This is a genomic window from Kribbella sp. NPDC023855 (genome assembly GCF_040639475.1).
Classification (GTDB): domain Bacteria; phylum Actinomycetota; class Actinomycetes; order Propionibacteriales; family Kribbellaceae; genus Kribbella.
Genome location: NZ_JBFAAA010000004.1, coordinates 716,533 through 737,680, shown reverse-complemented (window position 1 = coordinate 737,680; position 21,148 = coordinate 716,533). Strand labels below are relative to the sequence as shown.

General features: G+C 67.5%; 21 protein-coding genes and 2 pseudogenes. 17 read left to right on the top strand and 6 right to left on the bottom strand.

Going from position 1 to position 21,148, the window contains the following annotated elements; all coding sequences use genetic code 11:
• Positions 1-93: 93 nt before the first annotated feature.
• The gene (locus tag AB0F51_RS18690; protein ID WP_360281393.1) at positions 94-900 is read left to right on the top strand and encodes an alpha/beta fold hydrolase; all 807 of its coding nucleotides are present in this window, start codon (positions 94-96) and stop codon (positions 898-900) included.
• Entirely contained in the window at positions 897-1,664 is a 768-nt protein-coding gene (locus AB0F51_RS18685) for an SDR family oxidoreductase (RefSeq protein ID WP_360281391.1), read from the top strand. Before AB0F51_RS18690 ends, AB0F51_RS18685 begins: the two co-directional genes overlap by 4 nt.
• A gap of 60 nt (positions 1,665-1,724) precedes the next feature.
• Here the strand turns inward: AB0F51_RS18685 and AB0F51_RS18680 are convergent, their stop codons facing one another.
• On the bottom strand, positions 1,725-2,216 hold the full coding sequence (locus AB0F51_RS18680; protein WP_360281389.1) for a hypothetical protein: 492 nt from the start codon (positions 2,214-2,216) through the stop codon (positions 1,725-1,727).
• Positions 2,217-2,376: 160 nt separating this feature from the next.
• On the opposite strand from AB0F51_RS18680, the gene AB0F51_RS18675 reads away from it, so the two are divergent.
• The 6 genes from AB0F51_RS18675 to AB0F51_RS18650 all read left to right on the top strand — a co-directional run bounded on the left by AB0F51_RS18675 (position 2,377) and on the right by AB0F51_RS18650 (position 6,542).
• Positions 2,377-3,030 carry a response regulator transcription factor gene (locus AB0F51_RS18675; RefSeq protein ID WP_360281387.1) on the top strand — a complete coding sequence of 218 codons (654 nt, stop codon included), beginning with the start codon at positions 2,377-2,379 and terminating at the stop codon, positions 3,028-3,030.
• 2 nt (positions 3,031-3,032) lie between these two features.
• Positions 3,033-4,175 carry an ATP-binding protein gene (locus AB0F51_RS18670; RefSeq protein WP_360281385.1) on the top strand — a complete coding sequence of 381 codons (1,143 nt, stop codon included), beginning with the start codon at positions 3,033-3,035 and terminating at the stop codon, positions 4,173-4,175.
• Between the two features lie 105 nt (positions 4,176-4,280).
• Positions 4,281-5,033 carry an SDR family oxidoreductase gene (locus AB0F51_RS18665; protein ID WP_360281383.1) on the top strand — a complete coding sequence of 251 codons (753 nt, stop codon included), beginning with the start codon at positions 4,281-4,283 and terminating at the stop codon, positions 5,031-5,033.
• A complete protein-coding gene (locus AB0F51_RS18660; protein WP_360281381.1) occupies positions 5,030-5,275 on the top strand; it encodes a hypothetical protein in 246 nt (81 codons plus the stop codon). The genes AB0F51_RS18665 and AB0F51_RS18660 overlap by 4 nt, the downstream gene beginning before the upstream one ends.
• 17 nt (positions 5,276-5,292) lie before the next feature.
• Positions 5,293-6,189, top strand: a complete 897-nt coding sequence (locus AB0F51_RS18655) for an RNA polymerase sigma-70 factor (RefSeq protein ID WP_360281379.1) — start codon at positions 5,293-5,295, stop codon at positions 6,187-6,189.
• Complete coding sequence (locus tag AB0F51_RS18650) at positions 6,189-6,542, top strand: hypothetical protein (RefSeq protein WP_360281377.1); 354 nt, start codon at positions 6,189-6,191, stop codon at positions 6,540-6,542. Before AB0F51_RS18655 ends, AB0F51_RS18650 begins: the two co-directional genes overlap by 1 nt.
• Here AB0F51_RS18650 and AB0F51_RS18645 read toward each other — a convergent pair.
• From AB0F51_RS18645 to AB0F51_RS18635, 3 genes are all read right to left on the bottom strand, one after another.
• A complete protein-coding gene (locus AB0F51_RS18645) occupies positions 6,539-7,336 on the bottom strand; it encodes a hypothetical protein (protein ID WP_360281375.1) in 798 nt (265 codons plus the stop codon). The two genes, AB0F51_RS18650 and AB0F51_RS18645, sit on opposite strands and share 4 nt — an antisense overlap.
• Positions 7,333-8,271, bottom strand: a complete 939-nt coding sequence (locus AB0F51_RS18640; RefSeq protein WP_360281373.1) for an ABC transporter ATP-binding protein — start codon at positions 8,269-8,271, stop codon at positions 7,333-7,335. The genes AB0F51_RS18645 and AB0F51_RS18640 overlap by 4 nt, the downstream gene beginning before the upstream one ends.
• A 67-nt stretch (positions 8,272-8,338) precedes the next feature.
• Entirely contained in the window at positions 8,339-9,562 is a 1,224-nt protein-coding gene (locus AB0F51_RS18635; protein WP_360281371.1) for a glycoside hydrolase family 6 protein, read from the bottom strand.
• Positions 9,563-9,933: 371 nt separating this feature from the next.
• Here AB0F51_RS18635 and AB0F51_RS18630 point away from each other — a divergent pair, with 371 nt between their 5' ends.
• The 8 genes and pseudogenes from AB0F51_RS18630 to AB0F51_RS18595 all read left to right on the top strand — a co-directional run bounded on the left by AB0F51_RS18630 (position 9,934) and on the right by AB0F51_RS18595 (position 18,760).
• Positions 9,934-11,202, top strand: a complete 1,269-nt coding sequence (locus AB0F51_RS18630) for an amidohydrolase family protein (protein WP_360281369.1) — start codon at positions 9,934-9,936, stop codon at positions 11,200-11,202.
• An 85-nt stretch (positions 11,203-11,287) separates the two neighbouring features.
• Complete coding sequence (locus tag AB0F51_RS18625; protein ID WP_360281367.1) at positions 11,288-12,094, top strand: uracil-DNA glycosylase family protein; 807 nt, start codon at positions 11,288-11,290, stop codon at positions 12,092-12,094.
• A gap of 33 nt (positions 12,095-12,127) precedes the next feature.
• Positions 12,128-14,053: a S41 family peptidase gene (locus tag AB0F51_RS18620; RefSeq protein WP_360281365.1), complete on the top strand. Its 1,926-nt coding sequence runs from the start codon at positions 12,128-12,130 to the stop codon at positions 14,051-14,053.
• Between the two features lie 95 nt (positions 14,054-14,148).
• Entirely contained in the window at positions 14,149-15,510 is a 1,362-nt protein-coding gene (locus AB0F51_RS18615) for a glycoside hydrolase family 43 protein (protein ID WP_360281363.1), read from the top strand.
• An 11-nt stretch (positions 15,511-15,521) separates the two neighbouring features.
• Entirely contained in the window at positions 15,522-16,943 is a 1,422-nt protein-coding gene (locus tag AB0F51_RS18610; RefSeq protein WP_360281361.1) for a family 43 glycosylhydrolase, read from the top strand.
• A pseudogene (locus tag AB0F51_RS18605) lies at positions 16,940-17,233 on the top strand (RICIN domain-containing protein); the annotation flags it as partial. The gene AB0F51_RS18610 and the pseudogene AB0F51_RS18605, both read left to right, overlap by 4 nt.
• 13 nt (positions 17,234-17,246) lie before the next feature.
• Positions 17,247-17,747, top strand: a pseudogene (locus tag AB0F51_RS18600) (family 43 glycosylhydrolase); the annotation flags it as partial.
• 122 nt (positions 17,748-17,869) lie between these two features.
• A complete protein-coding gene (locus tag AB0F51_RS18595) occupies positions 17,870-18,760 on the top strand; it encodes an SDR family oxidoreductase (RefSeq protein WP_360281359.1) in 891 nt (296 codons plus the stop codon).
• Here AB0F51_RS18595 and AB0F51_RS18590 read toward each other — a convergent pair.
• Complete coding sequence (locus AB0F51_RS18590; protein WP_360281357.1) at positions 18,745-19,668, bottom strand: LysR family transcriptional regulator; 924 nt, start codon at positions 19,666-19,668, stop codon at positions 18,745-18,747. The two genes, AB0F51_RS18595 and AB0F51_RS18590, sit on opposite strands and share 16 nt — an antisense overlap.
• Positions 19,669-19,783: 115 nt before the next feature.
• Here AB0F51_RS18590 and AB0F51_RS18585 point away from each other — a divergent pair, with 115 nt between their 5' ends.
• A complete protein-coding gene (locus AB0F51_RS18585; RefSeq protein ID WP_360281355.1) occupies positions 19,784-20,305 on the top strand; it encodes a nuclear transport factor 2 family protein in 522 nt (173 codons plus the stop codon).
• A gap of 56 nt (positions 20,306-20,361) precedes the next feature.
• Here the strand turns inward: AB0F51_RS18585 and AB0F51_RS18580 are convergent, their stop codons facing one another.
• Positions 20,362-21,123 carry an SDR family oxidoreductase gene (locus AB0F51_RS18580; protein ID WP_360281353.1) on the bottom strand — a complete coding sequence of 254 codons (762 nt, stop codon included), beginning with the start codon at positions 21,121-21,123 and terminating at the stop codon, positions 20,362-20,364.
• Positions 21,124-21,148: the final 25 nt, after the last annotated feature.

The window sequence follows — 21,148 nt, the reverse complement described above, 5'->3', positions numbered from 1 at the left end:
ACCAGGATTGTACCGAGATCAAAGTTATCATTGATCCGAATCGTCTCGGTGCATATTGTGGTGCTCGGTCCCCTCAGGAGCAAGGAGAAAACGATGCCGACAGCATCGATCGGCGACATCACCGTCGGCTATGACGAGGCGGGCGATGGCGACCAGGCGCTCGTCCTGGTGCACGGACACCCGTTCAACCGCAGCATGTGGCAGCCCCAGCTAGAGCGCTTCGGCCGACCGGGCCTCCGGGTGGTCGCAGCCGACCTCCGTGGCTACGGGGCCACTTCGGTGGTTCCGGGAACGACGACGTTCGAGACGTTCGCCCGCGACGTGATCGGCCTGGCCGATCACCTGAACCTCGGCAGCTTCGCGCTCGGCGGGCTGTCGATGGGCGGCCAGATCGTGATGGAGACGTACCGGCTCTTTCCGGAGCGCATCACCGGCCTGATCCTGGCCGACACGTCGGCCCAGGCCGAGACGCCGGCGAGCCGCACAGCCCGGCGCCAACTGGCCGACCGGCTGGAGACCGAGGGCATGGGCCCGTACGCCGAGGAGGTGCTGACCAAAATGGTTGCGCCTAGCAACATTGCCCGGCTGCCCGAGGTGGCCGACAAGGTCATGCTGATGATGCAGCAGACGCCATCCGCCGGAGCGGCCGCCGCAATGCGCGGTCGCTCCGATCGGCCGGACTACCTCGAGACGCTGAAGAGCGCCACCGTTCCGGCCCTGGTGGTCGTCGGGAGCGAGGACGACTTCACTCCGATCGCGGACGCCGAGCTGATGCACAACACGCTCCCGAGCTCGACGCTGGCCATCATCAAGGGCGCTGCACATATGCCGAACCTGGAGCGCGAAGACGAGTTCAACGCGGCGCTGGACACCTTCCTCCTGTCGCTGGAGCAGCGATGAACACCACGGATCCGCGCAAGACCATCTTCGTCACCGGCGCCAGCAGCGGATTCGGCGCCGCCATCGCCCGCCGGTTCGCTGCCGACGGGCACCGCGTCATCGCGGCCGCGCGCCGGATCGAGAAGCTCGACGACCTCGCGGCCGAGCTCGGACCGGCCGTCCTGCCGGTCGCCCTCGACGTACGCGACAACGAGGCCGTGGTGGAAACCGTGGCGAAGCTGCCGTCCGACTTCGCCGCTGTCGACGTCCTGGTGAACAACGCCGGCCTTGCCCTCGGACTGGGACCGGCGCAGGAGGCCGACCTCGACCAGTGGGAGCAGATGATCGCGACCAACTGCACCGGACTCGTGCGCTGCACGCGCGCCCTGCTGCCCGGGATGGTGGAGCGGGGAACCGGGCACGTGGTGAACCTCGGCTCTGTGGCCGGCACCTACCCGTACCCGGGCGGCAACGTGTACGGCGCGACGAAGGCCTTCGTGCACCAGTTCAGCCTCAACCTGCGCAGCGATCTGCACGGTACCGGCGTCCGGGTGACCTCGATCGAGCCGGGTCTGTGCGGCGGCACCGAGTTCTCCGTCGTTCGCTTCGGCGGGGACGAGGTGCGCGCCGCGAACGTCTACGACGGCACGCAGCCGCTGACCCCCGACGATATCGCCGAGACCGTTCACTGGGCCACCTCGCAGCCACGGCACGTCAACGTGAACGCCATCGAACTGATGCCAGTGGCACAGAGCTTCGCCCCGTTCCTCGTCCACCGCGACTGAACAGTTCGGTCGCGGCGGCGGCCGGGTGTACCAGGGGTGGCGCACCCGGCCGGTCGAGGGTTAGTTCGGGATGGTTGGGGGCTTGGGGGCGGCTGGGCAGGCTGTTCCGGTGCAGTTCAGGTTGGAGAGTGCCGGGACTGAAGGGGTGGGCAGCGACGGTTCGGCCGGCAGCGTCGTACCGGACGGGAGGGTTGAAGCGCACTTGCGGGCTGCTGCCTGGTAGGTCTTCGAGATCGGGTTGATGTTGGTGCCTGGCACCAACTGCAGGGTGCCGTTGGCCGTGACCGTGACACCTGGGAAGTCCGGTACGCCGTTCTGGCGCATGCAGGCGGTGAACGCCTTGGCCTGGGCCGACCGCTCGGCCGTAGTACCGGTGGCCGTTCCGATCGTAATTGCTGGAGGCTTCGGCCCATTGAGAGCGGGGCCGGCGTTGGCGCCTTGGGCGAGGGAGGGCCCGAAAGCGACCACGAGGCCGGACAGTAGAGCCGCGGCGGCGACCACGAGGGTCGCGCCCAGCCTGTGCTTCGGTGGAGTGGAGTGTGCGGTGGGCATCGGTGAATCTCCTGTGCTGGTTGGGTTCTCCTGACACCGAGAAGTCAACGGGCCGGCCGGTTACCGGGCCGCAACGTCCGCTGTTACGCCGGTGTAACCGGGTGGTCTGGAATGCTGGACGCAAAGCGCCTGATGCCGTACGCCGAACAGGGAGCCGCCGATGCGGGTGCTCGTGGTCGAGGATCACCACGATCTGGCCGAGACGTTGGCCGTCGGCCTGCGCCGGGAAGGTTTCGCGGTCGATGTGGTCGGCGATGGTCTGACCGCACTAGAGCGGACCGCAGTGAACCGGTACGAGGTGGTGGTGCTGGATCGCGATCTGCCTGGGATGCACGGCGATGACGTGTGCCGCTCGATTGTGGCGTCGGGGGCGGACAGCCGAGTGCTGATGCTGACCGCGGCCGCGACCATCGAGGACCGGGTTGACGGACTGAGGTTCGGCGCGGACGACTACCTGCCCAAGCCCTTCGCCTTCGCCGAACTCGTGGCCCGGGTGCGCGCATTGGCCCGGCGTTCGCAGCCCGCAGTACCGCCGGTACTGGTGCACGGAGATCTCCGTTTGGATGCCGGCCTGCGAGTGGCCAGCCGGGCCGGCCGTCGGCTCGACCTGAGCCCGAAGGAGTTCGCCGTACTGGAGTTGCTTCTGGCCGCCCGGAGCCGGGTGGTGTCGGCCGAGGAACTGCTCGAACGTGCGTGGGACGAGGCGGCCGATCCGTTCACCGGCACGGTGAAGGTGACGATCAGCCGGTTGCGCCGCAAGCTCGGCGAGCCACCGATCGTCGAGACGATTCCCCAAGCCGGCTACCGGATCTGAAGGTGACCACGCCTCGCTGGACGATCCGGCTGCGGTTGACGATGCTGTTCGGCGCGCTGTTCCTAGCCGCCGGCGCTGCGCTGCTGTTCGTCACGTATCTCTTGGTCGTCCACGCATTGCCTGGCCTGGATGTCGATCCGCCGTCTCCCCCGGCCATCGAAGTACAGGGAGGCCTTCCGGCGCCCGAAGTACCGGCTCCCGACACAGACCTGCAGCGTCGGCTCGCGGAGCAGCGGGCCGAGGACCTGCGACAGTTCCGGGTCGCGTCCGGGATCGGTCTGGTGCTGATGGCCTTCGTCTCGGCCGGTCTGGCGTGGCTGATGGCCGGCCGGGTACTGCGCCCGTTGCGGGCGATGGCGGTCACGGCCAACGACATCTCGTCGCGCAGTCTGCACCAGAGGCTGGCGATGAAGGGGCCGCGGGATGAGATCAAAGACCTCGCCGACACCTTCGACGGATTGCTCGCCCGGCTGGAGCACGCCTTCGAGGCGCAACGCCGCTTCGTCGCCAACGCTTCGCACGAGCTGAGGAGTCCCCTGACCTTCGAACGCAGCCTGCTCGAAGTCGCCCTGTCCGATCCAGACCCGGCCGCGTTGCGCGCCGCCTGCGAACGACTGCTGGTGAACAACGAGCACCAGGAGACGATCATCGAGGCACTGCTCACACTGGCCCGCAGCCAACGCGGACTCGAACGACGCGAGCCAGTGGACCTCGCTGCCGTCGCCGAAACCGTCGTACGAACCGCCGAACCCAGAGACCTCCGCGTCCTGACCGACCTGACCCCGACCGTCACCGCCGGGGACGCCCCGCTGATCGAACGACTGATCAAGAACCTGGTGGACAACGCAATCCGTCACAACGTCGACAACGGCGAGGTCCACATCTGGGCAGGCCAGTCAAACAGCCGCCCATCAATCCGCGTGACCAACACCGGCCCCATCATCCCCCCAAACCAGGTCGACGACCTCCTCCAACCATTCCGCCGCCTAGACACCACCCGCATTCAGAACCAGTACGGCGTGGGCCTCGGCCTCTCCATCGTGGCCGCCATAACCACCGCCCACAACGCAACCCTCACCACCACCCCCAACCCCACCGGCGGCCTCACCGTCCTGGTCGAGTTCGCCCGTCCAAGCCCCCTCTGATCGGCTGGGAAGAAAAAGTCGCGGGGGCTGTCACAGGGGGCGGGGCTGTTCTGTCTTTGTTGGTGATCGGGTGGCGGTGGGCCGCCGGTGGGACAGGAGGCTGGGATGAAGATCGTTGTTGTTGGTGGGACTGGGCTGATCGGGTCCAAGTTGATTCGGCGGTTCTCGGCGCACGGGCATGAGGCGGTTGCGGCGGCTCCGAACACCGGGGTCAATACGTTGACCGGCGAGGGGCTGGCTGAGGTGCTGGTCGGGGCCGATGTGGTGGTTGACGTGTCGAACTCGCCGTCGTTCGAGCCGGCCGCGGTGATGGAGTTCTTCACCACCTCGACCGGCAACGTGCTGGCCGCCGAGGCCGAGGCCGGTGTGGGGCATCATGTCGCGGTGTCCATCGTCGGCACCGAGCGACTGCCCGACAACGGGTACTTCGCGGCGAAGATCGCCCAGGAGCAGCTGATCGAGAAGTCGGGTGTGCCGTACTCGCTGGTGCACGCGACGCAGTTCTTCGAGTTCGCGATCGGGATCGCGGACGCGGCAACCACCGGCTCCGAGGTCCGGATCGCGCCGGTCAAGTTCCAGCCGATAGCCGGCGACGACGTGGCCGACGCGGTGGCCAAGGTCGCGGTCGGTACGCCGCTGAACGGCCGGCTCGAGATCGCCGGGCCGGAGCAGTACCAGATGGACGAGTTCATCCGCGAGGCGCTCGCGCTGCACGGCGACCCCCGCGAGGTGGTTGCCGATCCGCACGCTACGTACTTCGGCTCGGAGCTGCTCGACGGCAGCCTGGTCCCCGAGGGCGAGGCGCAGCTCGGCCACATCCGGTACGCCGATTGGGCCAAGGGAGACGAGCGCCGATGAGCACGCCGGGCGACGCGCCACACCCTGGGAGCACGCAGGGGCCGGAGATGCTGCACGAGTTGCACCACGAGGTCGAACTCGACCTGGCCATGATCACCGCAAGCGAACCGGACCGCGTCTTGCCGGTCAGTGAGTGGCTGGTCGATCCGACCGAGGTGGAACGCGACCAGGTAGCCCTACGAAGCCTCCTCGGCGCGGTCGAGGCGATGGAGAACGAAACGCCTCATCCGAACGGCAGCTGAGGAAGGAGCTGGAGGCGATGCGCGAACCGGCGGCTGGAGCCGCGGCAGACAGGGCGGATCTCGACGAGGCTGCTCGGGTGTTTGGTGAGGTGCGGCCGCGGTTGTTCGGCATCGCCTACCGGATGTTGTCCAGTGCCACCGAGGCCGAGGACTTGGTCCAGGAGGTGTGGCTGCGCTGGCAGGCGTGCGACCGAAGCACGGTGACGACTCCGGCGGCGTACCTGGCCACCACCACGACCCGGCTGGCCATCAACGCGGTCCAGTCGGCACGGGTTCGCCGGGAGACGTACGTCGGGCCCTGGTTGCCAGAGCCGGTCGACACCAGCGCCGACCCGTACCTCGGAGCCGAACGCGGCGAGGCGCTGGAGTTCGCAGTACTGATCCTGCTGGAGCGGCTGAAGCCGAACGAGCGGGCGGCGTACGTACTGCGAGAGGCGTTCGACTACCCGTATCCGCAGATCGCGGAGATTCTCCAGCTCAACGAACCCGCCGTCCGGCAACTCGTCAGCCGCGCCCGCAAGCGGGTCACCGGCGAGCGCCGTACGCAGGTCAGCGGGGCCGAGCAACGCGAGCTGCTCAGCGCCTTCATCAGCGCGGCCCGGTCGGGCGATCTGACCGCGCTGGAGAACCTGTTCGCGGCAGACGTGTCGAGCTACTCCGACGGCGGCGGGCTCGTCCGGGCCTCCAGGATCCCCGTGCACGGAGTCGAGCGGGTCGCGAAGTACTACCGGGCCTTCGCCGACCGCTTCTGGGCTGGTGTCGACGTCGAGCTCACCACAGTCAACGGTGAGGCGATGGGCCTGCTCAGCATCGACGGAGCGGTCTTCGCCGCGGTCACGGTGGCCGGATCGCCCGAGGGCATCAACCGGATCTACTGGCAGATGAACCCGACCAAGCTCGCCGGTGTGAGCTGATGATCGACCAGCTCCTCACCGCCCTGCGGTCCGGACAGGTGGAACCCCTGCTCGCTCCGGACGCAGTACTGGTCTGCGACGGTGGTGGGCATGTCGCCGCTCCTCTCCATCCGGTCCGCGACGCCGCGGAGATCGCCCGGCTGCTGACCCTGCATTGCACCGCCCCCTGGGCGGACCTGTCCGTGGAAGATGCCAACAGCAACCAAGCGATCGTCGTACGCCGGGCCGGCCGGACCCAGGCCGTGCTCTGCGCCGACGGCACCGACCTCCGAGTCACCCACCTCTGGCTGATCCTCAACCCGACCAAACTCGCCGCCTGGAACCAGGTCCGGCCGGCGGGCCAAAGCGGTTAGCGGTTGGCGTCGGCTCGGTTGAGGCGTACGTAGCCGGTGAGGAGGAGGGCAACCGCCCAGGTCAGCATGGTGATGACTGAGGACGTGGTGGTGAATCCTCGGTCGTTGGGTTCGCCGGTCAGGAGGTAGATGGAGCGGGAGCCTGGGAGTAGGTCGGCGACGGTGGTCAGCCAGTCGTAGCCGAACTGGGGCAGGATCAGTGGGAGCAACAGGATCAGCAGGAAGACCGCGACCAGGCCGCCTGCCGTGTTGCGCAGTACGAAGCCCAAGCCTGCTGCCAGGCCCGTTCCTGCTGCGAAGACGAAGGCTACGGTTGCGAGGGTGTCGATGCCGTCGTCCAGTGACAGTGTGAGCACCTGGCCTGCTGCGATGAAAGCCGCCAGAGCGGAGGCCACCGCCAGCAGGATGCCGGCGAGGGTGGCGGTTCCTACTGTGACGACGGTGCGAGCGAAGAAGAGGACCGTACGACGCGGTGTCCACTGCAAGGTGGGGATGATCCCACCGGTCGCGTAGTCCGCGGTCACCGCGATCAGGACCAGCGCGAGAAATGCGAACTGGGCCGGGAAGCCGGTGAAGTGCGCAGCTTGCCAGGCTGAGGCGTCCGGGGTCGGGGTGGGATCGCTGCCCGCCTCGAAGCCGGCGATGGCGCCGAACCCGATCATGATCGCGGCCGCCGCAGCCAGGAACCACCAGGTGGCTTTCACCGTCCACAGGCGGGTCCACTCGGCAGCGCAGGTGCGGAGAAAGATCTGGCCGGCCGACACGCGGTTGCTCGAAAGTTCCAAGGTCGTCATGGCGCCACCTCCGTGGTCGTGCGGGCGACAGCGTTGCGACCGTGGTACTCGACGCTGTCGCCGGTGAGCTCGATGAAGGCCTGCTCGAGCGACTGCTCGGCATCGGACAGGTGATGCAGCGGAATGCCTTCCTGCCAAGCGAATTCGCCCAGTTCCTCGGCGGCCAGATTCTCGACCTCCAACTCCTGGTCGCCGCACCGCTGCACCGAGATGCCGCGCTCCTGCAGTCGTTCGAGCAGTTCGCCGGACTGCGGACTGCGCACTCGCACCAGCCGCCGGCCCAGGCCGCGCAGGATCTCTTCGGTGGTCGCGTCGGCGATCAACCGGCCGCGGCCGATGACGACCAGCCGGTCGGCCGTCTGCTGCATCTCGCTCATCAGGTGACTGGACACCAGCACCGTGCGGCCCTCGTCGGCGAGACGACGGAGCAGTTCGCGGATCCAGCGGACGCCGTCGAGATCCAGCCCGTTGATCGGTTCGTCGAAGAGCAGCACCCGTGGATCGCCCAGCAGCGCCGCCGCGATGCCGAGCCGCTGCCGCATACCCAGCGAGTAGCCCTTGATCCGCCGACGCGCGGCCCCTTCGATACCTACCTGCTCAATCACCTCCTCGACGCGGCTCCTGGGCAGGCCGATCGTCTGTGCCGCCACCCGGAGATGACTGCGACCGGTGCGGCCGGGATGGACCGAGCCCGGGTCGAGGAGTGCCCCCACCTCACGGAGCGGTTCGGCGTACGCCGAGAACGGCCGCCCGTTGACCAGCACCTCCCCCGCAGTCGGCCGGTCGAGCCCGAGCATCATCCGCATCGTGGTCGACTTCCCGGCCCCGTTCGGCCCGAGGAACCCGGTGACCTTGCCCGGCTCCACCTCGAAGCTCAACTCGTCGACGGCCAGCACCTCGCCGTACCGCTTGGTCAGTCCGCGTACCTGAATCATGCGGCGACCCTAAGAGCCCGGCTGGTCAGATTGTGCGGACGATTTGCGAAGGTTCTGTGCAGATCGGCTAGTGGCCCAGCAGCTTCATGGCGATGGCGGGGCTGAAGTCGCCGGCGTTGGTGCCGGTGCCGATGCCGCAGTCACCGTCGGATTCACCTGGCGGCTTGACCCAGAGTTGAAGATCGAGGCCGCTTGCGCCACCCACGCGAGGGGTGACACCGATGCGTTGGCCTGTCGGGTTGCACCAGTCGTCGCCGTTCAGCGGTTTGCCGTTGCGGCTGGTGTCGATGACGAAGTGTTTGGCCGAGGCCAGCGCCGCGTTGACGGCCTGGGCGTAGCTGACGTTGCGGGCTGTGGACTGGTAGTTCGAGACGTTCAGCGCGATCCCGCGAGCGTGTGCGATACCGGCGGCCTGGAGTCGCTTGGCCATCGTGGCGGCCGGCGTCCAGTCGTCGTGGCCCGCGTCCAGATACGTCCAGGTGTTCGGCGCGGACGTCCGCAGCCGATCGACCGCATAGCTGAGCAGCGACAGCCGCGTGGTCTGCGCCGCCGGGCTCAGACAATCGAGCTGAGGCAACGCATCCGGCTCGAGGATCACGACGGCGGGACGCTTGCCGATCGACGCAGCCAGCGCATCGATCCACGACCGGTACGCCGCTGCGCTAGCGGCACCCGAGCCGCCATCGCAACCGCGCTCCGGGACGTGGTAGAAGACGAGCACCGGAAGCTTGCCGACTCGCGACGCCGCCGACACATAAGACTGGGCATCGGACGCATCCGCGCCATCACCGTTGAACCAGCGCGCGATCGGACGATCGGCGATCCCAGCCTTGATCGTGGTCCGCCGCGAGTCGCCGGCATGCGTCTCGACCCAATAGGCCGGCTGGGATTCCTGGTCGACGTACAAGCCGCTGGTCTGCGAGAGCGGATTGCCCTGCTGCGGGACCGGATCCGGCTTCGTCGGCGGCTTCCTGGTGGGCGTCGCGGTGGGCTGCACCGTGGACTTAGCGGTGTTCGCGGTGGTCTTCGTGGTCGGTCGCTTCGAAGGCGCTGCCGTTGAAGGGCCAGGCGGCTTGGTGGTTGGCGGTTTGCTGACCGGAGGCGTCGCACTGGTCGAGACCGGGCCTGATCCGCCAGGCCCGTTGACGCCGGTACCGGCAGGCGTAGTACCGGCGGACGGATCCGCAGTACCGCCTCTCGCCAAGGCGACCGTCACGCCGGCGGCGGCGATCGCGCAGGTGGCGGCAATCGCGACCACCGCCCTGGACCGCCGGGTGTCAGGCAGCCACATCTCATCTCCCAGCTCGAGGCGCGGCGGATTTCCCGCGGCCCGCCACGAACGCTAGTTGATCACACCCGGATAACAAACCCTTCAAGGTCCGAACAAAGTTGACGGCAGTCCTGCAGACAACCGGTCCTTGGTGGTTGCTGCCGGGGCGGCACGGGAGCATGCTGGGGTAGATCTTCCGGGGGGTGGACGCTGTGGCGGGGCGAGACGCATTCGACGAGGCGTACGGGCGTGGTGTGCCACGTGCCGTTCGAGGACCTGTCCGACCAACTACACGACAACGGACGCGCGATCCGTTCGAAGCCGCGGCGCCCGGCGGGCCCCTCGAGGGCGCGGAGATCACCCCGTCCCAGCCGACAGCTCTTGGCGGGTCGGTGCTGAAGAGCGACGGATCGCTGGCCCGTGGCTGGGTGGTGATCCAGGACGGGCAGATCGTGGCCGTGCGCTCGACCAAACCGCGCGACGTCCAGCACGCGATCAACACCGGGGGCGTGATCCTGCCGGGGATGATCGACCTGCACGGACACCCGGAGTACAACGTGTTCGCCGCCTGGGAGCCACCGAACGTCTACGTCAACCGCGGTCGCTGGCGAGACAGCAACGAGTACGACCAGCTCATCAAGAAGCCGTGGGCCGTGTTGACCGCGGGCGGGAAGTCGATGTCGGTCAAGACCGCGATGACTCGCTATGCGGAGGTCCGCGCGGTGGTCGGCGGGGTGACCGCCATCCAGGGTGCCTCGCAGGACTACCCGAACAAGGCCGAGGCGCTGGTGCGCAACGTCGACCTGCGGATCTTCGGCACCCAGATCGCTCGCAGTACGGTGGATTTCGACCGCCTCGACGACGCTGACGTCGAAAGCATCCGCAAAGGCATCTTCGACACCGGCACGGTCAAGGCGCACTACGTCCATCTCGCCGAAGGGCAGAAAACCAACCAGACCTCGGTGAACGAGTTCCTCAAGTTCACCGCGTCCCCGTTGTTCGGGCCTGCCACCGTGGTCATTCACGGGACCGCTCTGGCTCGGGTGCATTTCGAGCAGCTCGCCGCGGCGGGTGGAAAGCTGGTCTGGTCACCGCAGTCCAACCTGCGGCTGTACAACGAGACGACCGACATCGGCGCAGTACTGGCTGCCGGCGTACCGGTCGCGTTGGGCGCGGACTGGATGCCGTCTGGCAGCCCGAGCCTGCTGCACGAAATGAAAGTGGCCTGGCAGGTCCTCCAGCAATCCCCTGGCGTCACGGTGAAGCCTGACGACCTGGTGCGGATGGTCACCAGCGACGCTGCCGGAATCGCGGGCCTCGCGGACAAACTCGGAACGCTCGAGGCAGGACGCTCGGCCGACCTGACGATCATCCAGAAACGCCTCGACGACCCGTACGACAGCGTGGTTGCGGCGTACCCGTCCTGGGTCGACCTGGTGATGATCGGCGGAGACATCATCTACGGGCGGCCCGACTGGATCGCCGAGATCTCCACCCCGGTCCCCTACGAACCGGTCACCGCCTGGGGACGCCCGATGCTGCTCGACACCCGCTTCGGCTCCCCCGAGGACGCCGGTACCGACGGACCACCCCGCCGGCTCGCGGAGATGCGCGCCAAGCTGATCGCGCGCTACCCCGCCGTCGGCCCGATCTTCGCCTGACCCTGACCCTGACCATCCAGACCACCGACCTGCCCGACCGCCCCCTTGGTGGGTCATACCGACAGCAGTGACCAAGGGGGCCACCATGCTCGACTTCGACCCAGGCGCTCCACCCAGCATCGAGTTCGACAAAGGGCCGCCCACGGCCATCGCCCGGCACTTCGCCGCGCTGCCACCGATCGCCCCCGAAGACCGGGACCTGTTCTGGTACGACTGGGGCCCGGTGTTCTACCGCGGCCGGCTCAACGGCGCCGCCAAGGTGCTCGGAATCGCCTCGGACCCAGGACCCACCGAACGTCTCGTCGGCCGCACCCTGGTCGGAGACGCCGGCCAGCGGGTCCAGGGCTTCCTGACCAAACTGGGGTTGACCACCAACTACGCGCTGGTCAACGCCTTCCCCCTCGCAGTCCATCCGAGCAAGTCCAACAGCGCACGCCCGCTGTTGTCCGATCCGGCTCAGCTTGCCTGGCGCAACCGCTTCTACGACCTGATCACCGACTCCCGGCTGGAAGCCATCATCGCCTTCGGCGGCAACGCCCAGGCAGCCCTCAAGCTCTGGGACACCGCACCTGACGTCCCGATCTTCAGAATCCCTCACCCGTCCGCACACGACGCCGCCGATCTCGCCGCCCGCTGGGCTGCCGCGATCCCCGCCGCCCGCGCCGCTGTCACCCCGGACCCCGGCGGTGACCAGACCGGCCCCAACTACGGAGTCAAGCTCACCGAAAGCGACTACGCCCGGATCCCGCACGCTGACCTCCCTTACGGGCAACCGATCTGGATCGGCGACGACCGCTGGGGACGCACCGGCTCACCCCGGCACAACAACACCATCGAACGCTCCGGTGCCGACCTCGACCACACGATGATCTGGCAAGCGCCCAGGTCGTAGGCCACCGGTCGGACCACTCACGAGAGGTCAGCCATGTCCCACCCCGATACCGTCGTCCTCACCGCGGACCATGACCTGGGCACCGTCCGCACCATGCCGCAGTTCCGTCGCCACATCGCGCAGGGTCCGCTCACCGACGCCCAGCGCCGCATCGTACTGAGCCAGGCCGAGATCCTGATCGGCGAGGTCTACGCGCATCTGCCGCTGAAACGCGCCATGCATGCCATCGACCCGCTGCAGGCACTCCGACTCCTGCGGCACCAGCTTGCCGACCTCACCGAAACCGAGTTCCATGCGCGGTTGCAGCGGATCTTCCTCGGCCTGCACGATCTGCACACCAACTACATCCTGCCCTCGCGGTACGCCGGTTTCGCGTTCCTCGGCATCTTCCTCGAGCGCTGCGTCGACAACGGCCGCACGGCCTACCTGGTGACCAAGACCTTCGACCACATCACCGGTGACCCGCAACTCGAGCCAGGCGTCGAAGTCACCCACTGGAACGGTACGCCGATCCACCTGGCCGTCGAGGCCAACGCCGCCCGCGAGGCCGGCAGCAACAAGGCGGCCCAACTCGCGCAAGGCCTGCAGAACATGACGTTGCGATCGATCAACATGTCGCTGCCACCCGACGAGGACTGGGTCGACGTCACCTACAAGGTCGACGGGTCGACCCATGAGACCCGGACACCGTGGCGGGTCTTCGAGTCCGCCGCCGAGGTGACCACCCCTGGAAGCCTGCCCTCACTGCCGACCGACGTCGACGCCGCGGCCCATCACCTGGTCGGCATGGATCTGCGCACCGAACTGACCCGGCGGATGAAGCGCCGGCTGTTCGCCCCGGCCACCCTGACGGAAACGCCTATCGCCACCAGCGCAAAGGGCCGCGCCGCCAGGGCCCGTACTGCGCCACCGCTCGCGGCCGGACCGGTCCCGAGCAGCCGACCCGACGAGCTCAAGGCCCGGATCGTCGACACCCCGAGTGGCACCTTCGGGCACCTCCGGATCTTCACCTTCCACATGCAGGACCAGGACATCAACGCCTTCCTCAACGAGGTGGCCCGTCTGCTGTCCGTCCTCCCGTCCGAAGGTCTGGTACTCGATGTCCGCGGCAACGGTGGTGGCTACGTGATCGCGGCGGAGTTTCTGCTGCAGTTCCTCAGCCCGCACCGCATCACGCCAGAGCCCTTCCAGTTCGTGAGCACCCCCGGTACTACGGGACTCGCCACCACAGTGGCCGACTACCAGGAATGGAAGGCTTCCCTCGAGGAGTCGGTCACCACCGGATCGGCGTACTCGACGGCGTTTCCGCTCTATCCGATCGACGTGGTCAACAGCGTCGGGCAGCTCTACCAAGGTCCGGTCGTGCTGGTGACCGATGCGCAGTGCTACAGCGCCTGCGACATCTTCGCCGCGGGTTTCCAGGACCACCAGATCGGCCCGGTGCTCGGGGTCGAGGCCAACACCGGCGCCGGCGGCGCGAACGTTGTCACGCACGAGGAACTGCGCACCGAGTGGACCGACGGCGAACTCAAGCCGCTCCCCAAAGGCGTACAGATGCGCGTCGCGCTGCGCCGCTGCCTGCGGGTCGGCACCCGGATGGGCCAGCCGGTGGAAGACCTCGGCGTAGTACCGGACGCACGGCACGATCTCACCAAGCGCGATCTCCTCGAGGAGAACGCCGACCTGATGGCCGCCGCCGGCGCCTTGCTCGCCCAAGGACAACCGCGGGTACTGCGCTTCACCTCGGCCGCGGCCGGCACCAAGAAGCGCAAACTCACCATCACCACGGCCGCCGTCGCCGGCGTCGACGTCTACGTCAACGGCCGACCGGTCGCGACCACCTCCACCGACGACGGCACCACGCAGCTCACGATTCCCGCGACCACGGGCAACCTCATCCGGATCGAAGGCTACGACTCCGGCGGGACCCTGATCGCGGCCACCCAGCAGCGCCTCTAGCAGCAGCTGCGCCGGGGCCATTGCCAGATGGCCTGTTGTCCAACAGAATGTTAGCGCTAACTTTACGTGCCGCCCCAACGTAAGGATCTACTGCCATGCACCCGCCCCTACCCCGTCATGCCCGCTTCCGCCGGTTCGCGCTGACCGCGGTCGCGACCGTCTTGGCCGCCGTGGCGAGCATCCTCGCCGTCCCCACGGTCGCCTCGGCCGCCGGTCCGGCGCCGCACTACCTGATGACGGCGTTCACCAACAGCAGCGAGTCGAACATGTACGTCTACGACTCGGCGAACGCGACCAACTTCACCCAGGTCCGAGCGAACGCGTACACCCCGCCGTCGGGTCTCATCCGCGATCCCAGCGTGATCAGGCACACCGATGGCTACTACTACATCGTCTACACGACGAACTGGACCGGCGACACGATCGGCTTCGCCCGCAGCACCGACTACGTCAACTGGACCTTCCTGCGCACCGTCCGGGTCGGCCTGAACGGAGCCACCGGCAGCACTTGGGCGCCGGAGTGGTTCAAGGACTCCGACGGCAGCGTGCACGTAATCTTCTCCGCGTCCACGGCGGGGACCGCGGGTCAGTTCCGGCCGTACCGGATCACCGCGACGAACTCCGACCTGTCCGCGTGGACCAGCCCCGTTGCCCTCGGCATCCCGGCCAACTTCATCGACAGCTTCGTGGTCAAGGTCGGCAGTACCTATCACAACTTCCTCAAGAACGAGACGACGAAGTACATCGAGCACGCCACTGCCACCTCGTTGAACGGCCCGTGGACTTTTGTTGGCACCGGCAACTGGGCGGGCTGGGGTGCCGGCCTGGAAGGACCCGCGGTCGTCCGCCTCCCCGACGGTCGCTGGCGGATCTATTTCGACCAGTACGGCCAGAAGCGCTACTTCTACGCCGACAGCTCGAACCTGAACTCCTTCGGCGGCAAGGTCGAACTGCCCGGCCTGTCCGGCGTCGCGCGGCACTTCACCGTACTGCGGGAGGATTCCGGCGACAGCACCGTAGTACCGACGGGCAACCGATCCCTGCGCTCGGTCAGCGATCCCGACCGCTACGTCCGGCACCGCGACAACCTGGCCTACGTCGAGCCGGTGAGCTCGTCCAGCAGCCTCACAACTCGCCAGGACGCGACGTTCACCATCGTGCCGGGACTCGCTAACGGCAACTGCTACTCGTTCCGCTCGGTGAACTTCCCGGGCCGCTACCTGCGCCACTACGCCTTCCGCGTCCGGCTGGACATCAACTCCGGCGACTCGGTGTTCGCCCGCGATGCCACCTTCTGCGGCCGCGCCGGTCTGGCCGGTGGCACCAGCTTCGAGTCCTACTCCCATCCCGGTCGCTACCTGCGCCACTACAACTACGAGGTTCGGGTCGACTGGCGTACCTCCGACGCGGCGTTCGCGCGGGACGCGTCGTTCACCCTTTCCGCGCCGCTAGCTTGAGAGGACAGTCGATGATCCGTCGTTTACTGGTACTGCTACTGATCACCTGTGCTGCCGTGCTGCCCACCCCACCGGCGAGCGCGACGCCGGCGGTGCGGAACACCAACCCGATCGCGGAGCGGCGTGCCGACCCGCACATCTTCAAACACACCGACGGCTTCTACTACTTCACGGCCACCGTCCCGGAGTACGACCGGATCATCCTGCGGCGCGCGACCACGATCCAAGGTCTGGCCACCGCGGCGGAGACGGTGATCTGGCGCAAGCACTCCAGCGGTGAGATGGGCGCCCACATCTGGGCGCCGGAGATCCACTTCATCAACGGCAAGTGGTACGTGTACTTCGCGGCCGGCCGCGCCGACGACATCTGGCGGATCCGGATGTACGTGCTGGAGAGCTCGAGCGCCAACCCGTTGACCGGAGCCTGGACGGAACGCGGCCGCATCACGACGCCGTGGGACACCTTCTCGCTGGACGCCTCCACCTTCGTCAACAACGGCGTGCGGTACCTGACCTGGGCACAGCAGGAGCCGGGGATCTCAACCAACTCCAACGTGTACGTCGCCCGGATGGGCGCGAACCCGTGGACGATCACCGGCTCGGCGACCCGACTGGCAGTGCCGACGCTCACCTGGGAGACGCGTGGGTACAAGGTCGCGGAAGGGCCGGCAGTCCTGCAGCGCAACGGAAAACTCTTCCTGACGTACTCCGCCAGTGCCACTGACGCGAACTACTGCCTCGGCATGCTGACCGCGTCGGCCTCGTCGGACCCGCTCAACGCGGCGTCCTGGACCAAGAGCCCGAATCCCGTGTTCACCAGCAACGACAAGACCGGTCAGTACGGGCCCGGGCACAACTCGTTCACGGTGTCCGAGGATGGCCAGAGCGACATCATGGTCTACCACGACCGCAACTACCGCGACATCGTCGGTGACCCGCTCAACGACCCGAACCGGCGTACCCGGGTGCAGAAGGTCTACTACAAGGCCGACGGCTCACCGGACTTCGGCATCCCCGTCGCCGACGGCCCGACACCGGTCCGGCTCAAGTCGTACAACAGTGAGCGTTTCGTGCGGCACTGGGAGTACCGCGCGCGGCTCGAAGCCAGCGTGGCTCCGCTGGCCGACTCGCAGTTCAAGCAGGTGACGGGTCTGGCCGGGTCGGGCACGGTGTCGTTCGAGTCGACCAACTTCCCCGGCTACTACCTGCGTCACCGCAACAACGAGCTCTGGGTCGAGCGCAGCGACGGCAGCACGCTGTTCCGAAACGACGCCAGCTTCACCCAACGCGCCGGCCTCGCGGCGAGCTCGGCCACGTCGTACGAGTCTCTGAACTTCCCCGGCCGCTACATCCGGCACAGCAGCGGCCTGCTCTACCTGCAAGCGATAGCCGATGCGCAGGGCCGCTCCGACGCCACATTCGTACTGGAATGAGAAGCACTATGACGCGTATAACCGCCTTGCTCACCACCGCCGTCGTGCTCGTCGCCGCCGCGGTGGCCGCACCACAGGCCGCCCAGGCGGCCACAGTGGACACCAACGCCTCCTATGTCCTGGTCAACCAGAACAGCGGCAAGGCGTTGGACGTGTACAACCTGGCCACGAACGACGGCGCGCCGATCGTGCAGTGGTCGCGCAACGACGGCGCCTGGCAGCAATGGCAGTTCATGGACTCGGGTGGCGGGTACTACCGGCTGAAGTCCCGGCACAGCGGCAAGGTCCTGGACTTCGACCCAGAGTCTGACCATCACCCCGCTGTCGAACCCGTACACGATCAGCGGCGCACGGCGTACCATCTCCCAACCCACACTGGCGTGGGAGCGGCAGACCGCGCCGGTCAACGAGGGCGCGGAACCGCTGTACCACAACGGCCGCGTGATGATCGTGTACTCCGCCAGCGCCTGTTGGGGCCCCGACTACAAGCTCGGCCTGCTCACCCTGACCGGGTCCGACCCGCTCAACCGCTCGCACTGGACCAAGTCGCCGAACCCGGTGTTCCAGCGCAACGACGGCAACGGAGTCTTTGCCCCCGGCCACAATGGCTTCTTCAAGTCGCCCGACGGCACTGAGGACTGGATCGTGTACCACGCCAACGACAGCGCCTCGGGCGGTTGCGACATGAACCGCTCGACCCGCGCCCAGAAGTTCACCTGGAACGCCGACGGAACACCCAACTTCGGTACGCCGGTGCGCCTTGGCACCCAGCTCGCAGCCCCGTCGGGAGAGCCGATCGGGTGATGCCTGACGAGTGATGCCTGACGGGAATGACGGGAGGTATTGGACGGTGGATTGTGCCGCTGATTTCGTTGAGGCGATCGAGCAATTGGCTCGCCCCCGGCTCAGACGAGAGGTGCACCATCGTGTCTTCACCAGCCCCCCGGCATTCCCGGCGGCAGGCTCTGGCGATCGGAGCGTTGGGAGTAGCCGCCGGTTCGGCCGCGCTACTCCCGGCCGCGACCCAGACCGCAACAGCCGGCTCGAACCCGCAAGCGCAGGAGTTCGCGGATAAGACCGTTCTCATCACAGGTGCGACCTCGGGGATCGGCGAAGCGACCGCCCGGGCAATGGCAGCCGCCGGCGCCCGGGTGTTCTTCTGCGGCCGCCGGGTTCAGCTGGGGCGGAAGGTCGAAGCGAGTATTCGCTCGACCGGCGGCGAGGCGACCTACCGGCGAGCCGACGTCCGCAACGAAAGCGAAGTACGGGAACTCGTCAACGCCTGCGTGAAACGCTACGGACGCCTTGATGTGGCGGTGAACAACGCGGGGATCGAGAGTCCCCGGGCTGCCCGGCTGCACGAGCAGTCGATGGCCGACATGGAGTCCGTCTGGCGCACCAACGCCGGCGGCGTCTTCCTCGGCATGAAGTACGAGCTCCCCCAGATGCTCAAGCAGGGTGGCGGTGTCATCGTCAACACCGCGTCGATCTCCTCCGAGGTCGGCTTCGCCACCATCGCGCCGTACAACTCCAGCAAGCACGCGGTCGCATCACTGACCAAGGTCGCCGCCCTCGAGTACGCCGCCGACAACATCCGCGTCAACGCCTTCGCTCCCGGCGCCGTCGACACGCCCATGCTGCGCCGAGCCGCGGAAGCGTTCGGGGTGACCTACGAGCAGATCGCCCAAGACTACCCGATCAAGCGGATCGTCCGCCCGGAAGAGATGGCGACTGTGGTCATGTGGCTCAGCTCCGACCGATCCAGCGCCGTCACCGGTACCGACGTCGACGCCTCCGGCGGCTACCTGACCGGCTGAGCCTCGTCACCGTCAGCCGACATCCCCTCGGCCAGCGTTCGGACGACTTCGACGTAGGCAGCCACCAACTGGCTGCTGGACGTCTCCGGCCAGGCCAGGGCGATGCGGAGTGGCTCGATGTCGGGGATCGGGCGCCAGACGAGGTCGGGGCGGCCGTAGTACGCGGCCATTGATTGTGGGGAGATGCAGATGCCGAGGCCGGAGGCGACGTTTTCCAGCATTTCCTCGACGTTCGCGTTCTGTGGTCCCCAGACAGGTTCGGAGCCGTCCGGACGTGGATTGACCGCCCACCAGTCGACCCAAGGACGTGGGGCAAGCGGCGTCCACATGATCGGCTCGGTGAGCAGGTCCATGATGGAGACCGTTTCCTGGTTGGCGAGGTGGTGGGCCGCGGCCATGCCCACCATGCGTTGTTCGACTCTCACCACCTCGAGATCCAGCCCGCTGGTGTCGGCCGGCAGCCAGACGAACGCGACGTCGGCGAGGCCATCCCGGAGGGCATCGGCCTCGCCACCCCAGTCGAAGCGCTTGGGTTCCACCACCACGCCGGGTTGGAGGCGCGCGAACTCCGTCCGCGCAGCGGTGGTCAGCGGCCCGGCCGCCGTCGCCTGGAAGCCGACCCGCACCACCCTTGCTGCGGTTGACGCCGCCGTTCGGGTGTCGCGCAGACCTGCCTGCCACACGTCGAGTACTTTCCGGGCCACTGGCAACAAAGCATGACCGGCCGGGGTCAACGACACGTCACGCTTGGTCCGTACGAAGACCGGCGTCCGCAACTCGTTCTCCAGTTGGCGAATCTGCTTGCTCAAGGCCGGCTGGGAGACGAACAGCCGCTCGGCCGCGCGGGTGAAGCTCAGCTCCTCGGCGACAGCCACGAAGTACCGCAGCAACCGGGTGTCCACATCCATGGACTCCATCATGCCCTGATGGCATGACCACAGATATTGGACGCCCACCGCGCCGCCGGGGTCTGCTGATGGAGCGAGAAGTTGTCCTCCCCCTGTGATCCAAGGAGCTTTCCCGATGCCTGAGATCTCCCGCAACGCCCTCCTGCGAGGAGCGGCTGTCACCACTGTCGCCGCCCTGGCCGTCCCCGGTACTGCGTCGGCTAGCGCGCACGGTCGCGAACATCCCAACGTCCGGTTGATCCGCGGCTACTACGAGGCCTACGCCGCGAACGATCTCGCGGCACTCCGCACCAAGTACTTCGCTCCCGACATCCGCTGGACGATCCCCGGACATCACCCCCTGGCCGGCACCAAGCACGGCGCCGACGAAGTACTGGCCTTCTTCGCCCAGCTGGCCAAGGCCGGCTTCCGCGCCGACCCCATCTTCCTGGCCGCCGACGGCGACTGGGTAGTCGACCTCCACCGCGGCTGGAGCACCACCCCGGCCGGCCTAGACCTCACCTGGGCCTTAGCCTTCCGCATCCACTCAGGCCGTATCGCCGAAGCCATCAACTACCCCGCCGACCAACACGCCGCCGACGCATTCTTCTGGAAGATCTATCCCCTGGCGCCCATCCCCACCCGTCTCGCCCAGTAGCTCCGAGCCGTGCGTGGGTGGCCTCTCCTGGGAGGCCACCCACGGGGCCTGGGGCCTCAGCGGTCGTTGGGGCCTAGCCAGAGGCCGCCGTTGACTTCGAGGGTTTGGCCGGTGATCCAGCGGGCGTCGTCCGAGGCGAAGAAGGCGATGACGTCGCCGATGTCCGGGGACTGGCCGTGGCGGCCGAGGGCCACCATTGCGGCGACCTTCGCGGCCGAGTCGGGGTCCTGCAGCCAGGAGTTCATGTCGGTCTCGGTGATGCCCGGCGACACGGTGTTCACCGTGATCTGCCGCGGGCCTAGGGTCTTGGCCAGTGAGCGGGTGAAGACGTTCAACGCGCCCTTCGTCATGGCGTACACGATCTCCGGCTGGGCGAACCAGGTCACGCCGGACGACACGTTCACGATCCGGCCGCCGTCCTGCATCAGCGGCAACGCTCGCTGCGTGATGAACAGCGGTGCGCGCAAGTTGATCGCCATCACCCGGTCGTAGGACTCCCGGGTCACGTCGTGGATGTTGTCGGCGTAGTCGATGACGGCGGCGTTGTTGACCAGGATGTCCAGGGCGGCGCCATCGAGTCCCGCCTGCAGTCCCTCGAACAGGGTGTCGACGTCGCCGTCCACTCCGAGCTCGGCGCCGACCGCGAACGCCTCCCCGCCGGCGGCAACGATGGTTTCGACGGTCTCCTTCGCCGCCGCTTCATTCGTGCCGTAGTGGACTGCGACCCGCGCGCCCTCGGCCGCCAGTCGCACAGCCGCCGCCCTGCCGATCCCGCGGGAGCCGCCCGTCACCAGTGCCGTCTTGCCGTTCAAGCTCATATGTCCGGTCCTTCTCGAAGATGGA

Bases quoted from the DNA above. Each gene is read 5' to 3' on its own strand.
- AB0F51_RS18690 (WP_360281393.1), top strand. From the start codon at position 94: ATGCCGACAGCATCGATCGGCGACATCACCGTCGGCTATGACGAGGCG.
- AB0F51_RS18685 (WP_360281391.1), top strand. From the start codon at position 897: ATGAACACCACGGATCCGCGCAAGACCATCTTCGTCACCGGCGCCAGC.
- AB0F51_RS18680 (WP_360281389.1), bottom strand. From the start codon at position 2,216: ATGCCCACCGCACACTCCACTCCACCGAAGCACAGGCTGGGCGCGACC.
- AB0F51_RS18675 (WP_360281387.1), top strand. From the start codon at position 2,377: ATGCGGGTGCTCGTGGTCGAGGATCACCACGATCTGGCCGAGACGTTG.
- AB0F51_RS18665 (WP_360281383.1), top strand. From the start codon at position 4,281: ATGAAGATCGTTGTTGTTGGTGGGACTGGGCTGATCGGGTCCAAGTTG.
- AB0F51_RS18660 (WP_360281381.1), top strand. From the start codon at position 5,030: ATGAGCACGCCGGGCGACGCGCCACACCCTGGGAGCACGCAGGGGCCG.
- AB0F51_RS18655 (WP_360281379.1), top strand. From the start codon at position 5,293: ATGCGCGAACCGGCGGCTGGAGCCGCGGCAGACAGGGCGGATCTCGAC.
- AB0F51_RS18650 (WP_360281377.1), top strand. From the start codon at position 6,189: ATGATCGACCAGCTCCTCACCGCCCTGCGGTCCGGACAGGTGGAACCC.
- AB0F51_RS18645 (WP_360281375.1), bottom strand. From the start codon at position 7,336: ATGACGACCTTGGAACTTTCGAGCAACCGCGTGTCGGCCGGCCAGATC.
- AB0F51_RS18640 (WP_360281373.1), bottom strand. From the start codon at position 8,271: ATGATTCAGGTACGCGGACTGACCAAGCGGTACGGCGAGGTGCTGGCC.
- AB0F51_RS18635 (WP_360281371.1), bottom strand. From the start codon at position 9,562: ATGTGGCTGCCTGACACCCGGCGGTCCAGGGCGGTGGTCGCGATTGCC.
- AB0F51_RS18625 (WP_360281367.1), top strand. From the start codon at position 11,288: ATGCTCGACTTCGACCCAGGCGCTCCACCCAGCATCGAGTTCGACAAA.
- AB0F51_RS18620 (WP_360281365.1), top strand. From the start codon at position 12,128: ATGTCCCACCCCGATACCGTCGTCCTCACCGCGGACCATGACCTGGGC.
- AB0F51_RS18615 (WP_360281363.1), top strand. From the start codon at position 14,149: ATGCACCCGCCCCTACCCCGTCATGCCCGCTTCCGCCGGTTCGCGCTG.
- AB0F51_RS18610 (WP_360281361.1), top strand. From the start codon at position 15,522: ATGATCCGTCGTTTACTGGTACTGCTACTGATCACCTGTGCTGCCGTG.
- AB0F51_RS18590 (WP_360281357.1), bottom strand. From the start codon at position 19,668: ATGGATGTGGACACCCGGTTGCTGCGGTACTTCGTGGCTGTCGCCGAG.
- AB0F51_RS18585 (WP_360281355.1), top strand. From the start codon at position 19,784: ATGCCTGAGATCTCCCGCAACGCCCTCCTGCGAGGAGCGGCTGTCACC.
- AB0F51_RS18580 (WP_360281353.1), bottom strand. From the start codon at position 21,123: ATGAGCTTGAACGGCAAGACGGCACTGGTGACGGGCGGCTCCCGCGGG.